Source organism: Streptomyces sp. NPDC002536, assembly GCF_053594995.1.
Genome location: NZ_JBSFWU010000004.1, coordinates 103,680 through 121,858 on the forward strand (window position 1 = coordinate 103,680; position 18,179 = coordinate 121,858).

Below are 18,179 nucleotides of genomic sequence, written 5' to 3' on the forward strand. Positions count from 1 at the left end.
CCAATCGCCCATTCTTCCAAGCGTCGTTGATCTATGCCCGGCAACGCACTGACCCGAGCTTCGTTCTCTTCCCTTTCCCTGGCCTCCTCTCTGCGTGATATGCGGTCAGGGGCAGGGCGTGTCTCGCGTACGTGTTTCATTGTGTCGCGTTCCTCGGCTATGCCTGGTGTGTGATGGAGAACGGCTGATGGTCCCGAGCTGCAGTAATATGGCTGTCCCAAGCCGCGGACTGTTTTCTGTCCGCTTGCATGCGCAACTCCTTGATCCCAATCGGTGGAAGCAATTCATCTATGTGGTCTCGTCGGCTCGGACACGGCGACTGCTGCGGGGTTACGGGCGCCCTTCTCCCGCCGGCCCCTGACCCAGTCCAGGCGCACGGAACTGGTGTGCAGGAAGTGCGCGAGGCGGGCTCGCGGATACCACCGGTCGCGTAGCGACGCGGCGGCCGGCCCCGAGAGCCGGGAGTGCCTGATGACGATGTCGAACGGGTTGCTGTGCGCCGACGGCAGATGCCGCTCCGCCATCCGTTCCTGGCTTTAAGACGGATCCGGGTCGACGGTGAGCAGCGTGACGTCATGACGCATCGCCAGCCCACGGGCGATCTCCATGTTGAATACGGGTACGCCGCCCAGGGCGAGCTCGCTGACATCGGGCATCAGAAGAAATGCGCCGACGCGATGCGGGAGCCGAGGAGCCGGGCCGGTCATCGAGATTCTGTTGGACATGACCTCGATTGCAATCGTGCAAGGGTCTATATGCGGTCCCAGAATCCACTGCCGCTCGGCAGGGCTCCAGAGCACAAAGTCCCTCTCTGGTCCCGGATTTATGTCAACTTTCGGCATCGCGTGATCCACTCGGGCCGACAGACCGAAGGCGCTCCCGATGCCTAACCTCGGCCCCAGGCGCCACCTGCCCACACCATCGGAGGACACCGCTTTCCCATGACCCAGAGCCTGTTCGAGGAACGACTCACGGTGGCGGAGGAGCGGCTGCGCCGCCTCTATCTGCGGCACGAGGGCGGTGACGGGTACGAGGGAGAGCAGGGATCCGGCGTGCCCTCCGCCGACGCGCATCCATGGCCCGGACCGGAACGCCTGGCGGAGCTGGTCGCAGCCGGTGACCGACTGGCCTGTCTCGCCCGGGAGTTCGACCTTTCCGAGCGGGAGACGGACCTGCTGGTCAGCTGTCTCCTCCCGGAGATCAACCCGATCTGCGGCTCCGCCTTCCGCTTCCTGAGCGGGCTGCCCACCTCCCGGCCCACCGTCTCCGTCGCCCTCTCCGTGCACGGTATCGCTGTACCGGACGCCATCGGCGACGGACTGCTGCGTGAGGGCTCCGCCCTGCTCGAAGGCGGTCTGGTGAGCTACGGCGCTCCCGACGCGGCCTTCCCCGAGCGGGTGCTGAACGTCCCCGACCGGCTGCTGGACTTCCTCGTCGGCCGCGACACCGGCCCGGCAACCGGGAGCCGTTGGCTGCGCGTACTGCCGGCCCGGACCGACGACCCCCACGGGCCCCGCGACGGCTCCGCACGGGCCCTGCGGGAGGCCCTCGCCGCAGCCCCGTACCGCACCAGGTACCTGCGGCAGGGCATCCACGGCGAAGTCCTGCCCGCCGCGGTCGCGGCGCTCGCCCTGCTGGGGCGCGTCCCCCTGCTCGTCGACCCCGACGCCCTCGCCGCCGGCGAGGAGAGTCCGGCCCGACTCGCCGACCGGACGGCCCTGGAGGCCCGGCTGCTCGGCGCCGCCGTCCTCGTCCCGCTCGCCCCGCCCGGCACCGCCGCACCCGAACGCGCCGACCTGCTCCAGCGCTTCGTCGCCGCCCTGGACGACGCCCCCGTGCCGCTGCTGCTGTACGGCAGCACGCCCTGGGCCGCGTACGAATGGGACGCGCCCCTGCCCGCCGAGACCGACCTGCGCCCCGCCGACGCGCGCGGCCCTCGCGAACGCCTCGGCGCCGCCGCCTCCGCGGCCGTCGAACGGGTCCACCGCGCCGCCGCCCTCAACGCGGCAACCCCCTCGGCGGACGAGGTCCGCACGGCCGCCCGTCTGCGCTCCGCCGCCGAACTCGGGGCCCTGGCCCGGCACGTCACCCCCGCCGTCGGACGGCAGGACCTCGTCCTGCCCGGCACCGTGCGCACCCGTCTCGACATGCTGGTGGCGCGCGTCCGCCACCGCGAGGCCGTCTTCCGTGACTGGGGGCTGCGCCGGGGCGGCGGCCGGGGGCAGGGCACCACCGCCCTGTTCGCGGGCGAGTCCGGCACCGGCAAGACCATGGCCGCCGAGGCGGTCGCCCGCGAACTCGGCCTCGACCTGTACGTCGTCAGCCTCCCCTCCGTCGTCTCGAAGTACATCGGTGAGACCGAGAAGAACCTGGAACGCATCTTCTCCGCCGCCGACAACCTCGACGCCGTCGTCCTCTTCGACGAGGCCGACTCCATGTTCGCCAAACGCGGCGAGGTCAAGGGCTCCAACGACCGCCACGCCAACATGCAGAGCGGCTACCTGCTCCAGCGCCTCGAAGCCTTCGACGGCCTCGCCGTCCTGACCACCAATCTCCGCGCCAACATCGACACCGCCTTCACCCGCCGCTTCGACGAAGTGGTGCACTTCGAGAGCCCCGGCCCCGACGTGCGCGCCCTCCTGTGGCGCTCCCTGCTCGGCGATGCCGCCGAAGGACTGTCCGTCGAGCCTCTTGCCGAGGCGTACGACCTGGCCGGCGGCAGCATCCGCGCCTGCGTCGAGAGCGCCGCCTTCGCGGCTGCCGCCGCGGGACGTGCGCTGAACCGCGAGGACCTGCTGCAAGGCATCGAGACCGAGTACGGCAAGCTGGGGCGGCTCTTCGCGCGGTTGGAGGCCTAGGTGTTCACGGCGTTACGGAGCCCGCGGCGCCCCGACGATCCCATCCCCCTTCGCGTACCCACAGGTGATCCGCTGATGCACGAGACCCGCCCCGAGACCGCGCCCCGGCCCGCCGCCGAGCGCCGTCCCTCCCGTCAGCAGTCGGCCGTGCGCCCACCGGGCGTGATGGCGCCCAGACAGGGGCTACGTGCGGCGGAGCGTGCGCAATTGGCCTGCTGGGCGGCGGGCCATGGGAACGAGCTGAGCATGCTGGCCAACGTGGGCAACAACTGGGTCAACGCGAAGGCGGCCCATGTGGGCCGCCCGGGAGCACCGATGCTGCAACTTGCCGCCTTCCGGCGGGAGTACGTCGACACGGTCCTCAAGGTACTCCTGCAGGGCTACGAAGGAGCCCGCACCGCTGCTCCGGGCAGCGTCAATGAAACCTCCGACTATGACGTCGCCGTCCTCGGCGGCCAAGGGACCTGGCGGGTCCTGGCTGAATTCAACAAGATCATGCGCGAGGTGTGGGGCACCGAATCCGGCGTCACCTTCGACACCAATGTGTACGTCGACCTGGTCGAGCCCCCGAAGAGCAATCCCGTGACCGACGACGCCTCGTGGCAGATGCGTGGCGGCCGCCCCACCACTCTCCCTGGCTGGCAGCGCGTCCAGGAAGTCGCCTCACTCGCCAAAATCCGACGCTTCATGCCGGAGGAGGAGTGGCAGAGCTTCTCGCGGGCCGTCACCGACGCCGTCATGGCCCCGCAGAGCGGTACGGGCCGGAAGGCAGCCGACCGGTTCCTGCAGGCACGCCGGACGGAGTCCCTCCTCGGCTCGGCGGACCGGCTCTATGGCGCGTACGTCCGTGATGTGGCCCGGGTACTGCGCATGCAGGGATACGGTGCCGCAGACGTCGCCATGGACGACGAGCAACTCGTCAGGAACCTGGAGGAGCACGACGAGAACGCAGTTATGCGTGCCCGCAACGTCCTCTACGGCATACACATGCGCGGCGCCCAGAACCTGGCCCGCTCCTTCCTCGCTCATGAGTTCGGACCCGGTGGCGAGGGCTGGCGCTCCAAGCCGGGCATCGCCGAACTCAACGCTCGCGCCCAGGTCTACGCCATGGAGGCGTACCATGCGGCCGGACCGGTCTTCGACATCGTCCACCGTCTGCAGGCCAAGAGGATCACCGCTGACGACCTGGTCGGATCGGATTACGGGCAATCGTTCAACGAGCAGTTCGGCGATGCTCTCAAGGACCTGCGCCACTACGGGGACGACCTGGGCAAGGCCCTTTACCAGAGCTCAAAGTACGTCAACCGCATGACTGGCGCAGCCGATGAACTTCTCCAGCGCGACGGCGGCACGCTTCCGCCGGACGCGGAGGCCATCCTCAATGCACTGCGCGAACTGAGTGACGGGAAGGGGGTGCTGCGGCGACTGCGGGCAGGGGACGACGAGGAGTTCAAGCAGCTGACGGAGCAACGGAAGTCTGAGCTGGCGCAGGAGGAGGCCGTAAGAGTCCTCAATACCCGATCGCTCGAAGAGTTCCGGCGGAAGCTGGCCCGCCTGGCTCACGCGGTCCTGGTTGTGCGCTGCACCCAATGGCAATCCCGCTACTAACCAGTATCACAGCCCCGGACCCTGTGACTGGTGGTCGGTACTGACCGCTCCCACCGACCACCTTCCATCCCGGCACCCCCGGACTGCGCTGGACGGACACGGAGCTGCTGACGCCGCCGAACGGCACGCGGGGGCGGGGGTGAGTGAACCGCAGCTCGACGGCTCGCCCCCGGCCCCCGGCCTGCCTCTACCGTCGTGTGAAGAATTGCCGCAGTCTTGTGAACAAGCTGCGATGGTTCTCCTTCTACCTTCCTGTGCCGCCCGCGGCAGCGAGAGCGTCGCCGACAGCCTGGTAGATGCGGTCGAGATAGTTGTCCATGTACTGCGTCCAGGACTTCTCCGCAGGGCGGCGGATTTCCAGAACGGCCGCGGGAAGCGAGCGGTTGCCGGAGTACGTCACCGTGTCGTGCACCGGGCCGAGCCCGCCCAGCGAGCCCGCGTCGTGCAGTCGGTGGAGCTGAGTCAGCAACTTCTCGAGCCGTTCGGGTTCCTGGGGGAGCAGGATCGGCGAGAACGAGCTGTCCGCGGGGGACAGCACGGCCACGTCACGGGACAGAGCCGCAGCCCGGCCGTGAGCGGATCGATCAGTGAGTCCCGCCAGCTTGCCTTCGACCGTCAGGAGGTCGACGCCGGCGGTCATGCCTTGATCAGTGACGCGTGGAAGCATGGCACGGAGCCATGAGCCGCAACTGGTGGTCAGCCGCGCGACGGGCAGATCGGTCCCAGGAGCGGCCAACGACGGGGCGATGACCGGCTCATCGAGAGACCGGCCGCTGATCCCGGCCAGGGACTCGGCCCATGCGTCGGGGTTCGACGCCAGCAGTTCACGGTCTGCCTCGGGCAACAGCATGAACATGTGGGACAGGGCGGTGCGCGGCATCACGGCGAATGCGCCCTTGAGGAAGGGGATGGCGGAGCAGCCGCGCGAAGCGCCCTCGGTCAGCATGGCCACCAGCAAAGTTGCCATGCCGGTGAGTTCGGCCGACGGTCGGCCCACTCTGCCGAATACCGGAGACAGCCGGCTCACCAGCTTCTCGTCGGCGTATGTACCGGGCGACACGACCGTGGCCAGACGGTCGTCGTGCAGGGTGCGGAGCAGCCGGGGAATGGCGGCCAGCGGAATCCCCGCAGTCACCTGGAGGAAGGGGTTCCAGGCCGGCGCCTTCCCGGGAAGCTGTGGCGGGTGGATGAGATAGCCGGGAGTCCCGCCGGCGACCTTTCCGGACCTCACCGGGCGCTTTCTCCTGCCCGTTGCCGCCTTCAGCTCATCCACCAGTGCGCACATTTCCCGCTTCATCGCCAGCCACTCCTCGGCCCGGGTGACCCCCGGCGAGTCGGTGACCATCTCGAGGACGGATGTGGTGTCGCCCGAGCTCTCCGCCTGGAGCTCGAAGTGCGGGCGCTTGATGATGACCGTCTTCGTGGGAACCTTGGCCCCGTCGGCGTCGGTCACTCGCCATCGCTGCTCCTCCAGCTCGAGTCCGATGTTCCGGTGAATGACGACTTCGCCGTCTCTCTCCAGTTCCGAGCGGTCCAGCGAATGCGCGGATGCCGCCTCGCCCAGCGCCCACAACTGCATTGCGGTCAGGTGGGGATGGCTGAGCTGCAAGAGACTTTGCCGATGCCACGTGTCCTTCCGCGCGGCCTCCGCATCGAGCAGACGGCGATGCTGTACCGGTGCCGACACGGCGGGGCGCGGCGGGCGCGCCGCGCGTTCAGGCTTGTACACGGACATCATTGGCCTCCGAGCAGATGTGGGTGTGGCGGCGCCGGGGTGGCTGCATCAGACGATCTCCTCGACGTTCCGCCGAGGCCGCCGCATACCGCGCGGCCGCGGCGCGCGGGCCGGAGGGTCCTCGGGCGTGACCGGCGGGTCCAGCCGTGCCGCCCGCAGGGTGAGGCCCTTGACCGGCTCGGTCTCCACCGTCGTGCCCGGGCGGGTCACGGGCACGGTCACCATGAGGTCGAGAACGGGGCGGGCCGGGGTGCCGAGGCTGGACCAGAGCTTGGTGGCCAGGGGTTCCGCGCCCTCCGGGGTCTCGCGCAGCTTCAGGATCAGGGGGCCCGCGGACAGGCCCGGGTATGGGGTGAGCTGCTCCGTGGCCACGCACCACTCCAGGAGGGTGCCGAGCAGCCGGTGTTCGTCGCGGGGGCTCTGCCCCCACACCGTGAGGGCGTAGCCGAGCCTGAAGTGGCGGGCGGGGCGGTGGTAGCCCACCACGACGCCGTGTTCGTCGATGATGCTGGAGTCACCGGTCTGCCGCTGCGTGGTGTCCTCCTCGATGCTGTGGAGGAAGAGGTTCACGCACAGCCCCGAACGGCGCGCGGACCAGTCGGAGTTCGGCGTTTCGAAGACGACCTGGGCGTTCACGCTGTGCAGGGGGACGCGCCGCAACTCCTTTTCAAGGGTGTCGTCTACGTGCTGGACGATGCTCAAGGGTCGGACTCCTGGGGAAGGAAGGGGTGGTGGCGTTCAGGACGAGGCCGCAGGCTTGTCCGGCTCGGCATTCGGGCCCGTCAGCGGGATCAGCTCGCCGACGACGACCGCTGTGGCGTTGCAGGCGGCCGCCGGGGGAGCGGATGGGGTGCCGGAGGCGGAAGGGGTCGGGGCGGGTGCTTCGGTGGGGCAGTCCATCTGCACGGTGAGTTTCTCGCCCTCCTTGAGCGAGCGTGGCGCCTGCGGCGTGTAGTCCTTGATGTTCTTGACGTTCGTGGTCTGCAGCGGATCGCCGCCGGCGGTGAGGAAGACCGTGGCGTTGTCCGGGCCGGAGGCGCTCATCTGCACCGTCTTGAGGAGCAGCCGGTAGCCCCTCTCCACCGTGTACGTGTCGCTCGTCCTCTTCTTCTTCGTGTCCACGGAAAGCGACTCCTGGAACGGCTTCTTCTTCAGGGCGTCCTTTTCCGCCTTGTCCTTCTCCGCCTTCTTCTCGTCGTCCTTCTGCTTCTCCTCGTCCTTCTTCTTCTGGTCCGCCGCCTGCTTCTCCGCCTTCTTCACTTCGTCCAGCTGCGTGGGCCCCTTGGCGCTCTCGGTCTTCGCCTCCGGCTTCTTGCCGCCGACGGGGGAGAACCACAGCGCCGCGAACGCCAGCAGAAGGGCCGTCACCGCGATGAGCGCCTTGAGGACGGGCTTGGGCACCAGCGGGTGTTGCCGGTGGACGTAGGCGACGGTGTGCTCCTGGCCGTCACCCCGGCCGGCGGTGACCCCGATGGACCAGTCGGCGGCCGTGCCCGTGAACTTGGGGTTCAGCACGCGCGTCATGAGGCTGATCCGGGCCTGTTCGCCCGGTTCGAGGGTGAGCCGGGCCCGCCGCAGCCTGGGCCGCAGGGGCGCGTCCTCGGCCTCGTTGGCCACGCGCAGCCGTACGGCCGTGGTGGCGTTGCCGGTGTTCTCCAGGACGACCAGGTTGCTGCTCCACAGGGCCCCGCGCACCCGCGAGCGCACCGGTTCGACGGCCAGGTCGTGGAACTCGCCCACGGTGATGACCGCTTCGGGAACGGCGACGGCCGCCGGGTCCTCCACCGAGGCGACGCGTACCGCGAACATCAGCCGCCCCGGGGCGAGTTCGCTGTCGCGCGGCAGCGTGAGCGAAATATTGATCTTCTCGTGGTTGCCCGGGTAGACGGGCAGCTTGCCCAGCTGCGCATCGGTGTCCGGCCACTCGGCGGGCGGACCGACGAGCTGCAGACGGTAGGCGTCGACGATGCGGCTCTCGTTCCACACACGCAGGTGGGCGGTGACGGTGTCACCGGGGGTGATGACGTCCTCGGGGACGGTGAGTTCGGCCCGTACGCTCATGACTCCTGCCGGGTGAAGAACTGGATCTCGGCCATGGCCACCGGCATGTCCGGCTTGAGACCCGGGTTGACGGCCTCGATGGTCACCCGCACCTGGACGACGTCGTCGATGCCGAGGTCGAAGCGCTGCGGGCCGGGCTGTCCGCCCAGCTCGATCTCCTTCTCCACGGTGCCTCCTCCGGCCGTGGTGGCGGTCACCTTGATCTTCGTGGGCCTTCCGGTCTCGGCGAACTGCTTGGGTGCCTTGGCGGCCCCGTTGATGATCAGGAGCGAGGTCAGCCGGAACGGGCTGTTGAACTCGGCGGTCCAGTACTGGCCGACGGCCTCCTTGCCGCTGCCCCGCGGGGCCCAGGCCCGGTTGTCCACGCCGTCGGTGGCCAGTTCCGGCTCGAAGCCCTTCGTGGAGCTGGAGGCGGACACTGTGTCGGGGGCGATCGCGGACTGCGACAGGAAACGGTCCTTGATCTTCGGTACGGCGTCGTGCGCGGCGGCGACCGCGCCGCCGGCCGACACCCCGGCGACCAGACACAGGGGCAGTGCGGCCAGCGCGACGCCCCAGCGGCGGTCCCAGTGCCACACCTCCGGCCGGTCGAAGTACCGTTCGCGCAGCCGCTCCCAGCGGGTGAGCTCCGGCTCCTCGGGCTCGGGCTCGGGACGCAGCAGGGCACCGCAGGGGTGGCAGTACGTACGTGCTTCGGCGTTGGGCCCGCCGCACTCCGGGCACTGCAGCAGGTGCGGCACGCCGCCCGGAGGGGTGGGTGCCTCCGGGCCGCTCTCGGCCGGCGTGGTCCACAGCACCACCTCGCCGCTGATCACCTGGGTCCGGGCGGCCGCGGGCCCGGTACCGGGCGCTCCCGCGAAACCGGGGTACGGCTCGCTGTCGAACTCGTGCAGGCTTCCGCCGGGTTGGGGACGGGCGGTGTACGGAGCCGGTGTGTCGGGTGGCAGCGGGGCGAAGAGGGGGTCGGCCCAGGACAGGTTCCGGTCCGCGGACTGCGGGTCCGCGGACCGGGGTGGTAGGGGCGCGTCCGGGCCGCCGTACCAGGCGCCTCCGGAACCGGGCTGTGCGGAGCCGTGCTGCCCGGAATTCGGAGGTGCGGAATCCGGGTACGCGGACTCAGCCTGTGCGGACCGCGGATCCGCCGTCGCCGGCCATGCGGTTCCGCCCTCCCCCGGCATGGCGGCGGAGGGCGGCGCGGGCTGCCCGGAGCCGGGACCCGGACCCGGGCGTGCGGTCCCCTCCCCCGTCACGGGTGTGTTCCCGTTCGTGTCCCACCCCCGGTACGCCCCGCAGGAGACGCAGAACATCTCGCCCGGGTAGGCGACCACTCCGCAACTGCTGCAGAGGTCCTGCTCGTCGGGCATGTACCAGCCCCGGTGGGCGGACGAGTCGGTGCCCATCAGGCCTCACCCCCCGCCGCCCCCCGCACGAGCAGGGGGTCCTCGTCGTCCTCGACCGTGATCTCGGCCGCGACGTGCGCGGGCAGCCATTGCCGGACCAGTTCCTCGACGTCCTCCGCCACCCAGGGACGGCCGGTCGACATCCCGTACGGCAGGAGCACCCGTACACGGGCCCAACTGCCCGACGGCAGGGGCACGGAAGGGTCCTCCGGACCGGTGACCACGTGCGTTGTCCCGGACTCGGCGAGTTCGAGGCGCCCGCCGATAACGTGGCGCACGAGGAGGTCCAGCCCCTGGCGGGTGCCCCGCAGGCCGTGCAGGCGGTGGCCGAGCAGGAGTGCGTTGCGGCGGCCGGCCGGTCCTACGCAGGCGGGCAGCGCGGTGTTGCTCCAGCCGAGCATCCAGGTGACGAAGTCGTCGGGCGCCGTGCGCGGGTCGGCGTAGGCATACAGGCAGTCCAGGGCGGTGATCAGGGGGGCGAGGGTGTCGTCGAAGCCGGCGATGAACCGGTCGGCGAAGTCGCCCTGGCGGTAGCTCTCCGGCAGGATCGCGCGCAGTGACCGGCTCCCGGGCACCAGAGGCGGCACTGCGGGAGCAGCCGGTGCGGGTGCCGGTGACGGCAGTCTGTCCATGAGCAGTTCTTTTCTTCCGGTGGGCCAGGTGGGCCTGTGGGCTAGCGGGCGTTCTTCACGGCCACCTGGTGGCGGAAGGAGAGGAACAGCGTGGCCGGGCCGACGTCGATCCGGTCCGTGGCGGTCTGGCGTTCACCGGTGGCGAGGTCGGCGGGGTACATCTGCAGCCTGGGTACGGACTCGACGTCCTCGCACCGGGCGGCTACTGCGTACAGGTCGCTCAGCCGCAGAGCCCGCCCGAGCGGCCAGCCGGAACGGCTGCCGGTGCCGGAGTCGTTGGGCAGCGGGCTCAGGCACTCGTACAGTGCGCGCAGCACCCGTTCCTTGACCTCGGCCCGGTCCGCGCCCTTGGCCGCCTCGATCTCGGCGACGACGGTGACGCCCTGGTAGGCGGGGCCGCTGACGGAGACCGTGACCCCCAGCGGCCGGGCCGCCTCGATGGCCCGCGCGGCTGCGGACAGCATCTCCTCGGAGGGCACCAGGTCCCGCCAGCTGTCCTCGTCCCGCACGTCCCGGACTTGAGGGACGATCAACACGCGTACCACTCCGGCGTGTTCCGGCCCGCCCGGCTCGGCGACGCATTCGATGCGGCCTGCTTCGCGGCAGGCGGCTCGTGCGATGGACTCGTAGTCGCGGGCGGTGACGGCGCGGTCCTGGGTGCGCAGCCAGTGGCCGGCGCGCTGGCGGACGCTGTCGACGGATTCGGCGTCCACGCCGCCGGTGGCCGGCTTGCGGTTCTCCACCCGTGAGATCAGCGAGATCGGCGTGCGCAGAACGGTCAGCGTGGCCGCGGCGACGTTGCCCCCGCGGCCGCCGCCGTGCCGGTAGGCGCCCGCCGTGATCCGGGCGCCGATCTCGGGCACGGCCCCGTACTGCCGTATCTCCCCGTCCGGCTGCCGCACCGCCGGTCCGAAGCGGACCGTGCCGCCTGCCTCGTCGACGGTGACGTGCCGGTCGGTGGGCGAGGAGTCCGCGAACGACTCCACTGCCTTCCACACCTGCCGCCCGGCCTTCGTCTCCACCGCCACCGCGCGCAGTGACCCGGCGACGACGGGGGTGCGGTGCAGCGTCAAGGACTGTCCCGGAGTGCCGTCGGAGACGCCGAGTTCGTCGTGCGGGATCGTCTCGCCCTCGACCGCACCCGTGGTCCCGCCCACGGTGTACGCCTCCAGGGCTGCGACCTTGGGGGAGGAGGAGTAGGCGGGCTGCCCCGGCGCCGCCTCGGTCATGCGGCAGCGCAGCCAGCCCGCACGGCGCCGCCCGATGAGCGAGGCCACGTGCCCGTCGGGCAGGTGCAGCACGATCTCGCCGGGCCGGTTCAGCCCGCCCGTGGAGTCGCTCTCGACCTCGCAGGGCACCCAGCCCTCGCCGCACCATGCCTCCCACACGCGCGGCGGGCGGCGCGGGTCGACGCCCACGCCGTCCATGCGGCAGTCCACGCGCAGCGTGACGGCGCAGCGCGGTGCCGCCTGTGTCAGCCCCACCAGCAGGGCGTCACCCGGTACCGGCGGCTCCGTGAAGCACGTCACGGGCTCGCCCGACTCGAAGCGTTCGGTGGCGAGTTCAGGTGCCTGTCCGGCAGGGGCAGAGCCGATGTGACCCAGCGCGGTGGGCACGATGTCGAGCTGCCGGCTCACGGTGAACACACGCGCGGGACCGCTGCCCGTACGCGCCGTGGCCACCTCGGAGCCCACGGGCACCGTCACGTCCGCCTCCTGCGGGGCCGAGAGCAGGAACGTCAGTTCCGTCCGGGCCGCTTGAGGGGCCGTCATCTGCACGCCCAGCAGGTCGAGGAACTCCAAGTGGATTTTCTCCGGTACCCGGTTGAGCCGGTACGACAGCTGGTCGACCATCTGCGCGAACGCCTCGATGAGCGCCACACCCGGGTCGGAGACGTTGTGGTCCGTCCACTCCGGGCAGCGGCGCTGGATGAAACGCTTGGCGTCGTCGACCAGGTCCTGGAATCGACGGTCGTCGAGGTCGGGGCTAGGCAGCGGCATTGTCATCCCCCTGCGGGACGGTGCCCGCCTGCTCGGAGCGGTTCGGTCCCTCGCCCTCGTGGGCGGGGATCACGTAGAACGGATGGACCAGGTTGCGGCGGCTGTTGGTGCCGGCCAGGTGGTAGGCGATCTGGATCTCCAGGACCTCCTGCCGTCCGGCGGCCTGGGCGACGGAGACGTCGTCGACGACGATGCGCGGCTCCCAGCGCTCCAGGGCGTGCCGCACCTCGTGGGCGATGGTCCCGCTCGCGGAGGCGTCGAAGGAGCCGAAGACGCGGTCGCTGATCGCACAGCCGAACTCGGGCCGCATGGGCCGCTCGCCGGGCTCGGTGCCCAGGATCAGCCGGATGGCCTGCTCGACGTCGGCGGAGCCCTCGGCCATCGCCGCCCCGCCCGAGGGGCCGACCCCCAGCGGGAAGGCCCAGCCGCGGCCGATGAAGAAGTCGGGCACGGCCTCAGCCGCCGATCATGACGGTCGGGCAGCCGCCGGTGACCGTACCGGGGCCGGCCACGCTGCCCTTGACGACCGCGGGCAGACCGCCGATGAGCACCGGTTTGGGCAGCGGCAGCGGCACCACGGGCACCGGGGGCGGCGGGACGGGCGAGCCGGGAGGCGGCACGACATAGGCGGCCAACGAGCCGGGGGTGGCTGCCGGCTGGCCTCCGATCAGGACAGTGGGCACGCCGGGCAGGGCGAGCGTGCCCTGGCCCACGGGCGCGGGAATCGGACTCGGGTTGGGGAGGTAGGCGACGGCGTCGCCGACGCGTGCTGCGGCGGGCATGTGAGGGTTCTCCTTTCCGGGGTGGCGGGGAATCCCGGCCATCAGTTGATCTTGACGGGGAGGCCGGTGATCTCGGTGGGGCCCGTACCGGCGAGCTTCGCCGTCGCACCGGAGATCTTGACCGGTCCCGTGGCCTTGACGTCGACGTTCATGCCCGAAATCTCCAGGGCCTGTTCCGCATTGACCGTCACCTTCTGGCCCTTCAGCTCCAGCGGCCCCTGGCTCGCGTTCACGGTGATGCCGTTCTTGGCGCTGATCTCCACCTTGCCGTCGCTGTGCACGGAGATGACCGTGTTGTGCTGGTCGAGCTGGATCCTGAGCTTGCTGTTGCCGGTGACCAGGGTCGCCCCCATCCCCGAACCGTCCGCGTCCAGCAGCTCCAGCCGGTGCCCCTTCTTGGAGGCGAAGGACCGGCGATTGGTCACGCCCTTGCCGCTGTCGACCAGGTCGAGCGAGTGCCGGGCGAGCTTGTCGACGCCGTTGTACAGCCCGCCGAGGACGTACGGCCGGTCCAGACAGCCCTGTTCGAAGCCGACGAGCACTTCGTCTCCGACCTCCGGCAGCACCACGCCATGGCCACGGCTGCCGCCGAGCTGCACGGTGCGTGCCCAGTTGCTCTCGTACTCGCCGTCCAGCCAAGGGAGTTGGACCTTCACCCGGCCCAGCTCCCTGTCGTCCTTGATGTTGCTGACCGTGGCCGGCATCAGCCCGTAGAAGCGGCGCAGTCCCTCCTCGCCGTCACCGGGCCGCCCGGCTGCCGTCCGGTCCTCCCCCTCGTTGACCGTCAGCTCCGTCAGGTAACCCGAGTCGGGGTGGTACTCGTGACGGACGGACGTGACGGTGTACTGGCCTTCGAACTGCTTGCCGAGGCCGGTCAGCGACACCCCGGAGCGCAGCCGCAGCCGCGGCTCCCCGCGTACCACCGCACGCAGCCGGGACAGCCCCGCCGCCACCTCCTGAGCCATGCTCGTGGCGAGCTTCTCGGCCTCGTCCTGGGTTCCGCGGGGCAGTCCGGCCAGCAGCATCGGCGGCCCCGACACCGCACCGGTCGGTGCGGCCCAGGCGGTGCTGTGCCGCGTCGTGGCCGGCTTGCCTGTGGCGACGAACGGCTGCTTGCGCTCGGGGTCCCAGGCGCGCACGGTGACCCCGGCCACCTGGTCGTCCAGGGAGGCCGCCGAGCCGACCTTCAGCAGGTTCGCGCCGAACTGCAGGGCGAACGGGCTGCCGTGGGCGGACATGTCTTTCGCCGGAGCGCTGGAGGCCCGGGCAGGCCGGCAGAAGTGAAGTTTGCCGTCCCGGAAGAACAGGTCCCGTCCGTTTTCCCGGGCCAGGTGGCTCAGGAAGTCCCAGTCGGACATGGCGGGCTGGGTGAGGAAGTCGTACCTGGTCCCGCTGTCGTCGACGGTCTTGGTCTCGACACCGGCCTTCTTCGCCACATCGCGCACGATGTCACCGGCCGTCATCTTCGCGTAGGAGGCGACCCGGTAGCCCCGGCGCAGCCGGTGGGAACGGTCCTTGGCCCGGATGACGGTGAACACCCCGCCGGCCCCGGATGTGCCGCCCCCGTCCGAGCTGGCCCTGGCCTCACAGTCGGTGACCTCGCCCTCGAAGAGGGGGTGTTTGCCGTCGGCGGTCACCGAGGTCAGCCAAAGTGTGCTGCCCAGGGTGACGCCCGCCTCGGCCAGCAGTGACGCGTTGTGCGGGTCCCGGATGCCGATCTCGGCCGTGGCCGACGTGTGGCTGTTCTCCTGCACGACTGCCCACGCCAAGGCGGCGCCACGCAAAGTGTGGCTTCCGGCCTTGACGATCAGCCCGGTGGCGTGACGCCCTGTCATGTCGGTTCCTTATGTGTGAGGGGGGAGCAGAGGGGGCCGGGTGGCCTCGGGACGGTCAGGGGTCCGTGGCGTTCGGCAGGACCAGCACCGTTCCCGGCCGCACCTTCGACGGGTCGTCGATGCCATTGAGCTGGGCGATCAGTCGCCAGTCGGCCGCACGGCCCGTACTGCGCGCCGCGATGGACTGCAGGGAGTCCCCCCGCACCACCACGCTGAACTGGCGTGACGAAGGCGACCCCGGCGCGTGTCCCCGGCCCGGCGCACTCATTCGCCGATCTCTTCCAGGGTGAGCTCGCACACGGCGCGCAGGGGGTGGCCGTCGCTCGAGAAGCGGGTGAACCGGACCGCGAGCCGCCTCATGACCGCATAGAACCGTGCCGTCTCGCAGTGCCCCCAGCTGAACCTGACCCAAGGCGGCGACGCCTGGTTGTTGCGGAGGCTGTTCTCCTCCGGCCGGCAGCACTTGAGGAGCGTGCCGACCCGTGCATCCACGGATGCGTCATCCGGTTTTGATTTGTCCAGGACGACGGTCATGGTGAGGACGCCGGGCCGGCCGCCGAGGAACTCGGGTGCGGAGGCGTTCGGTGCGAGGCGTGAGGAGTGCCGCGCCCAGGACGTCTCCTTGACCAGGGAGAGTTCCGCCGGGTTGAACTGGAACTTGACCGGGTCACCCATGCGCCTGCCAGGACCTTCCTGGCCGCCGATCGGCGGTGCATAGACCTCAAGAGTGGCTTTGATCATCTGTTCCTGCGGCATGTGCCCTCCTTTCGAGGTCGGTTGTTGTACGGGTTGAAGGGGCGGGGTGGAAGTGCGGTGCAGGAGCTATGCCTTGCGGAAGAACCCGCCATGGACGAACTCGATCTCCTCCATGGCAGCCGCGCCGCCCGCCGCGTCCAGGGTCGGCCCTCGCCAGGCCACGGGCATCACGTTGCGCAGCTCCCACTTGGCCACTTCCTCCTTGCCGCTGAGGCAGGCGATCTGCCCTGTGGACAAGGACGGTTTGCGCACCGATTCCTGGACCCACTGGCACAGGTCCACCGGGGCCCTGCTCACGGGCCGGGTCACGACCAGCGGTGCATACCTGATCCGGGTGTTGAGGTGGATCAGGGAATCGTTGACGCCTCCTTCGGCGAACTCGTCCACCTCCACGGACAGCGCGAGTCCTCTGCAGCGGGTGAAGAGGCCGAGATCCTTGCCGTCGATCGACAGCGAGAACTGGTTGATGGGCGTCACGTTGGTCTCAAGGGGCACGGCCTGTGCCTCCGTTTCTCGTGATGTCCTGCCATTCCTTGCGCAGAACTGCTTGCGGGATGCCCCAGTCGGTCGCGGGCACGGCGCTCTCGGCGGCGCCGCCGCCGAGGACCGCCGCAGGGATGCCCGTGTTCTGACCGCCCGACTCGGGCGCGTGCGCAGCGATGCGGCGGAACACGGGGTGCCCGCAGTCGGCTTGGAGCGGATCGGCGGGGCGGGAGAAGGCCGTGGGCTCGGGCCGTGGGCGGTCGTCGGCGGTCGCGCGCAGGGGGAAGAGGAGCGGCGCCAGGGTCCGGTGGGAGGGGGGCGGCGCCTCGGGGACGGAGAGACGAGCTGTCCGGCGACGGCTTGCCCGGTGGGGAGGGGCGGCGTTGTCGGCGGTGAGAGCGTGCGGGGTGACGTGCGGCTCGGCCGGGTGGGTGGCGTCGTGGTGAGTGGTGTCGTGAGGTGTGCGCGGCTGCGCGGCAGGAGACGGGGACGGCTCGGCGGCAACCGGCTTGTTGTGCCGAGGAGTTCCGGGATCCGCCTCGGTGTGAAAGGTGGTCGCGTGGGCCGGTCCGGCGTCTGCGGACGAGGGCGCGGGGGACGCAGGCAGAGGCTGTGGGCTGGGCAGGGCGGGGCTGTGGACGGCGCCGGGTTCGCGGAGGGGCGCGGGGGCGTGGAACTCTTCGGGGTCACCGTTGGCCGGGCGCTGGGCGGGGGGCCGGCTGTTGTGTGCCTCACGCCGGGCTGTTCCCAGGGGCCTGTGCTCGGCCGCCTTTCGCGTGGGCAGGGACATCGGTGCCGCTGCTCCGGCAGGTGTGGTGCTGCCACTCTGCCGGCTGGTGACGGGGCGCTGGGCGTGGGGGTGCGCGGTGTCGGCGGTCCGGTCCGTGGTCTGCTGCAGTGCGGCTGTGCTGCGGTCGGTACGGGTGGGGGGAACGGGCCGGGCAGGGCGTCCCGTGGCGTCGGTGTCGGTGTCGGCGTCGTCACGGTCCGGTCCGTGGGACGCGGGTGCTGCAGCGGGGAGCCGGCCGGTTTCCTCGGCGCACTGCTCATGAGGGGTGGGCGCGGTGGGGCGCCGGTCGGCTCGGTCTGCGTTGTGCTCGTGGTGTCCGGGTGCGGTGGGGCGTTGCCCGGCGTCGGTGTCCTCCGGCTTGCGGGCGATGGGTGCGGCGGGGTGTCGGTCGGTGCCGGTGGTGCTCGGCTCGTCGGGAGCAGACGTGGTGCGGCCCTGCCTGGCGTCGGTGTGGTCCCGTTCGTGAAGCACTCGGACGTCGGGCAGGCCGGGCCGCCCACGGTGGGTGTCGGGCTCTTCCGTCGTCGCGGTCTCGCCGTGCGTGAGGGACGGCGCGTCGGCGGGACGGTCCGGGTGCACCTGGGCCGCGGGCGCCGGGTCCTGGCGGGCGGGCGTCAAATCGCCGGAGGCCGAACCGAGTTCGTTGTCGGCTGACGGGTATGCGTGGCCGTCCTGCCGACCTCCGGCGGGGGTGTGCGACAGGTCGGCCCTGCGGTGCCCGGGTCGTTCGGCGAGCGGGAGGTGCTCCGGGGCGGGGTGCGCGGGACCGTACACCTGCAGGGGCACGGCGTGACCGGTCGCCGGGGCGCCGGTTGTCTGCTCGCGGGCGAGTGCGGTCGCAGGGGGCGTGGGGTGCTTCCCTGCCTGTGCGGGGCCCGGTACGGCCGGATCATTCAGGGCCGGGGCAGCGAGCAGCTGTTGGTCGTGCGCCGCCGTGTTCCGGGACCGGCCGGGAGACAGGTCCGTACGTACCGGGGACGGTTCGCCGGAGTGCATGCGTACGAGCGTGCCGTCGTGCGGTTCGGCGGCCTCGCGCGAGTGGGGTCCGTCCCCGTCGAGGGGCGGGAGGATCGCGTCGGCGGCCGGGTCCGCAGAGCGGGCGGCGGCCGTACGGCGCCGGGAAAGCCGGAACTTCCGCCCGTCGTCAGGAAGACCGGGCTCACTGCTGTGATCCACGGGAGCGCCAGGGCGCCCGGCGAGGGGAGGCTGTTCCAGGGCGAGGGTTCCCGTCCGGGCAAT

At 70.8% G+C, this 18,179-nt stretch carries 17 protein-coding genes; 2 read left to right on the top strand and 15 right to left on the bottom strand.

Annotation, left to right across the window (positions count from 1 at the left end):
* Positions 1-284: 284 nt before the first annotated feature.
* Positions 285-524, bottom strand: coding sequence for a hypothetical protein (locus ACWD4B_RS03030; protein ID WP_451419118.1), 240 nt, complete (start codon positions 522-524; stop codon positions 285-287).
* Between the two features lie 12 nt (positions 525-536).
* Positions 537-725: a hypothetical protein gene (locus tag ACWD4B_RS03035; protein ID WP_451419119.1), complete on the bottom strand. Its 189-nt coding sequence runs from the start codon at positions 723-725 to the stop codon at positions 537-539.
* Positions 726-941: 216 nt separating this feature from the next.
* Between ACWD4B_RS03035 and ACWD4B_RS03040 the strand changes: the two genes are divergently transcribed.
* Together ACWD4B_RS03040 and ACWD4B_RS03045 are read left to right on the top strand one after the other, a co-directional pair.
* Positions 942-2,858, top strand: a complete 1,917-nt coding sequence (locus ACWD4B_RS03040) for an ATP-binding protein (RefSeq protein ID WP_451419120.1) — start codon at positions 942-944, stop codon at positions 2,856-2,858.
* Positions 2,859-2,933: 75 nt separating this feature from the next.
* On the top strand, positions 2,934-4,466 hold the full coding sequence (locus ACWD4B_RS03045; RefSeq protein ID WP_451419121.1) for a hypothetical protein: 1,533 nt from the start codon (positions 2,934-2,936) through the stop codon (positions 4,464-4,466).
* 244 nt (positions 4,467-4,710) lie between these two features.
* Here the strand turns inward: ACWD4B_RS03045 and ACWD4B_RS03050 are convergent, their stop codons facing one another.
* The 13 genes from ACWD4B_RS03050 to ACWD4B_RS03110 all read right to left on the bottom strand — a co-directional run bounded on the left by ACWD4B_RS03050 (position 4,711) and on the right by ACWD4B_RS03110 (position 18,116).
* Positions 4,711-6,195, bottom strand: coding sequence for a hypothetical protein (locus tag ACWD4B_RS03050; protein WP_451419122.1), 1,485 nt, complete (start codon positions 6,193-6,195; stop codon positions 4,711-4,713).
* 54 nt (positions 6,196-6,249) lie between these two features.
* On the bottom strand, positions 6,250-6,903 hold the full coding sequence (locus tag ACWD4B_RS03055; protein ID WP_451419123.1) for a DUF4255 domain-containing protein: 654 nt from the start codon (positions 6,901-6,903) through the stop codon (positions 6,250-6,252).
* A gap of 36 nt (positions 6,904-6,939) precedes the next feature.
* Entirely contained in the window at positions 6,940-8,262 is a 1,323-nt protein-coding gene (locus tag ACWD4B_RS03060) for a COG1470 family protein (RefSeq protein WP_451419124.1), read from the bottom strand.
* Positions 8,259-9,662, bottom strand: coding sequence for an NADase-type glycan-binding domain-containing protein (locus tag ACWD4B_RS03065; protein WP_451419125.1), 1,404 nt, complete (start codon positions 9,660-9,662; stop codon positions 8,259-8,261). Before ACWD4B_RS03065 ends, ACWD4B_RS03060 begins: the two co-directional genes overlap by 4 nt.
* A complete protein-coding gene (locus ACWD4B_RS03070; protein WP_451419126.1) occupies positions 9,662-10,294 on the bottom strand; it encodes a hypothetical protein in 633 nt (210 codons plus the stop codon). Before ACWD4B_RS03070 ends, ACWD4B_RS03065 begins: the two co-directional genes overlap by 1 nt.
* A 41-nt stretch (positions 10,295-10,335) precedes the next feature.
* Positions 10,336-12,294, bottom strand: coding sequence for a putative baseplate assembly protein (locus ACWD4B_RS03075; RefSeq protein ID WP_451419127.1), 1,959 nt, complete (start codon positions 12,292-12,294; stop codon positions 10,336-10,338).
* Positions 12,281-12,745: a GPW/gp25 family protein gene (locus ACWD4B_RS03080; protein ID WP_451419128.1), complete on the bottom strand. Its 465-nt coding sequence runs from the start codon at positions 12,743-12,745 to the stop codon at positions 12,281-12,283. Before ACWD4B_RS03080 ends, ACWD4B_RS03075 begins: the two co-directional genes overlap by 14 nt.
* Before the next feature lie 4 nt (positions 12,746-12,749).
* Positions 12,750-13,076, bottom strand: coding sequence for a PAAR domain-containing protein (locus ACWD4B_RS03085; RefSeq protein WP_451419129.1), 327 nt, complete (start codon positions 13,074-13,076; stop codon positions 12,750-12,752).
* Positions 13,077-13,117: 41 nt separating this feature from the next.
* Positions 13,118-14,911 carry a VgrG-related protein gene (locus tag ACWD4B_RS03090; RefSeq protein WP_451419130.1) on the bottom strand — a complete coding sequence of 598 codons (1,794 nt, stop codon included), beginning with the start codon at positions 14,909-14,911 and terminating at the stop codon, positions 13,118-13,120.
* 55 nt (positions 14,912-14,966) lie between these two features.
* On the bottom strand, positions 14,967-15,179 hold the full coding sequence (locus ACWD4B_RS03095) for a LysM peptidoglycan-binding domain-containing protein (RefSeq protein ID WP_451419131.1): 213 nt from the start codon (positions 15,177-15,179) through the stop codon (positions 14,967-14,969).
* Positions 15,176-15,667: a CIS tube protein gene (locus tag ACWD4B_RS03100; RefSeq protein ID WP_451419132.1), complete on the bottom strand. Its 492-nt coding sequence runs from the start codon at positions 15,665-15,667 to the stop codon at positions 15,176-15,178. The genes ACWD4B_RS03095 and ACWD4B_RS03100 overlap by 4 nt, the downstream gene beginning before the upstream one ends.
* A 66-nt stretch (positions 15,668-15,733) precedes the next feature.
* Positions 15,734-16,162 carry a phage tail protein gene (locus ACWD4B_RS03105; protein WP_451419133.1) on the bottom strand — a complete coding sequence of 143 codons (429 nt, stop codon included), beginning with the start codon at positions 16,160-16,162 and terminating at the stop codon, positions 15,734-15,736.
* Entirely contained in the window at positions 16,152-18,116 is a 1,965-nt protein-coding gene (locus tag ACWD4B_RS03110; RefSeq protein ID WP_451419134.1) for a hypothetical protein, read from the bottom strand. Before ACWD4B_RS03110 ends, ACWD4B_RS03105 begins: the two co-directional genes overlap by 11 nt.
* Between the last annotated feature and the right edge of the window lie 63 nt (positions 18,117-18,179).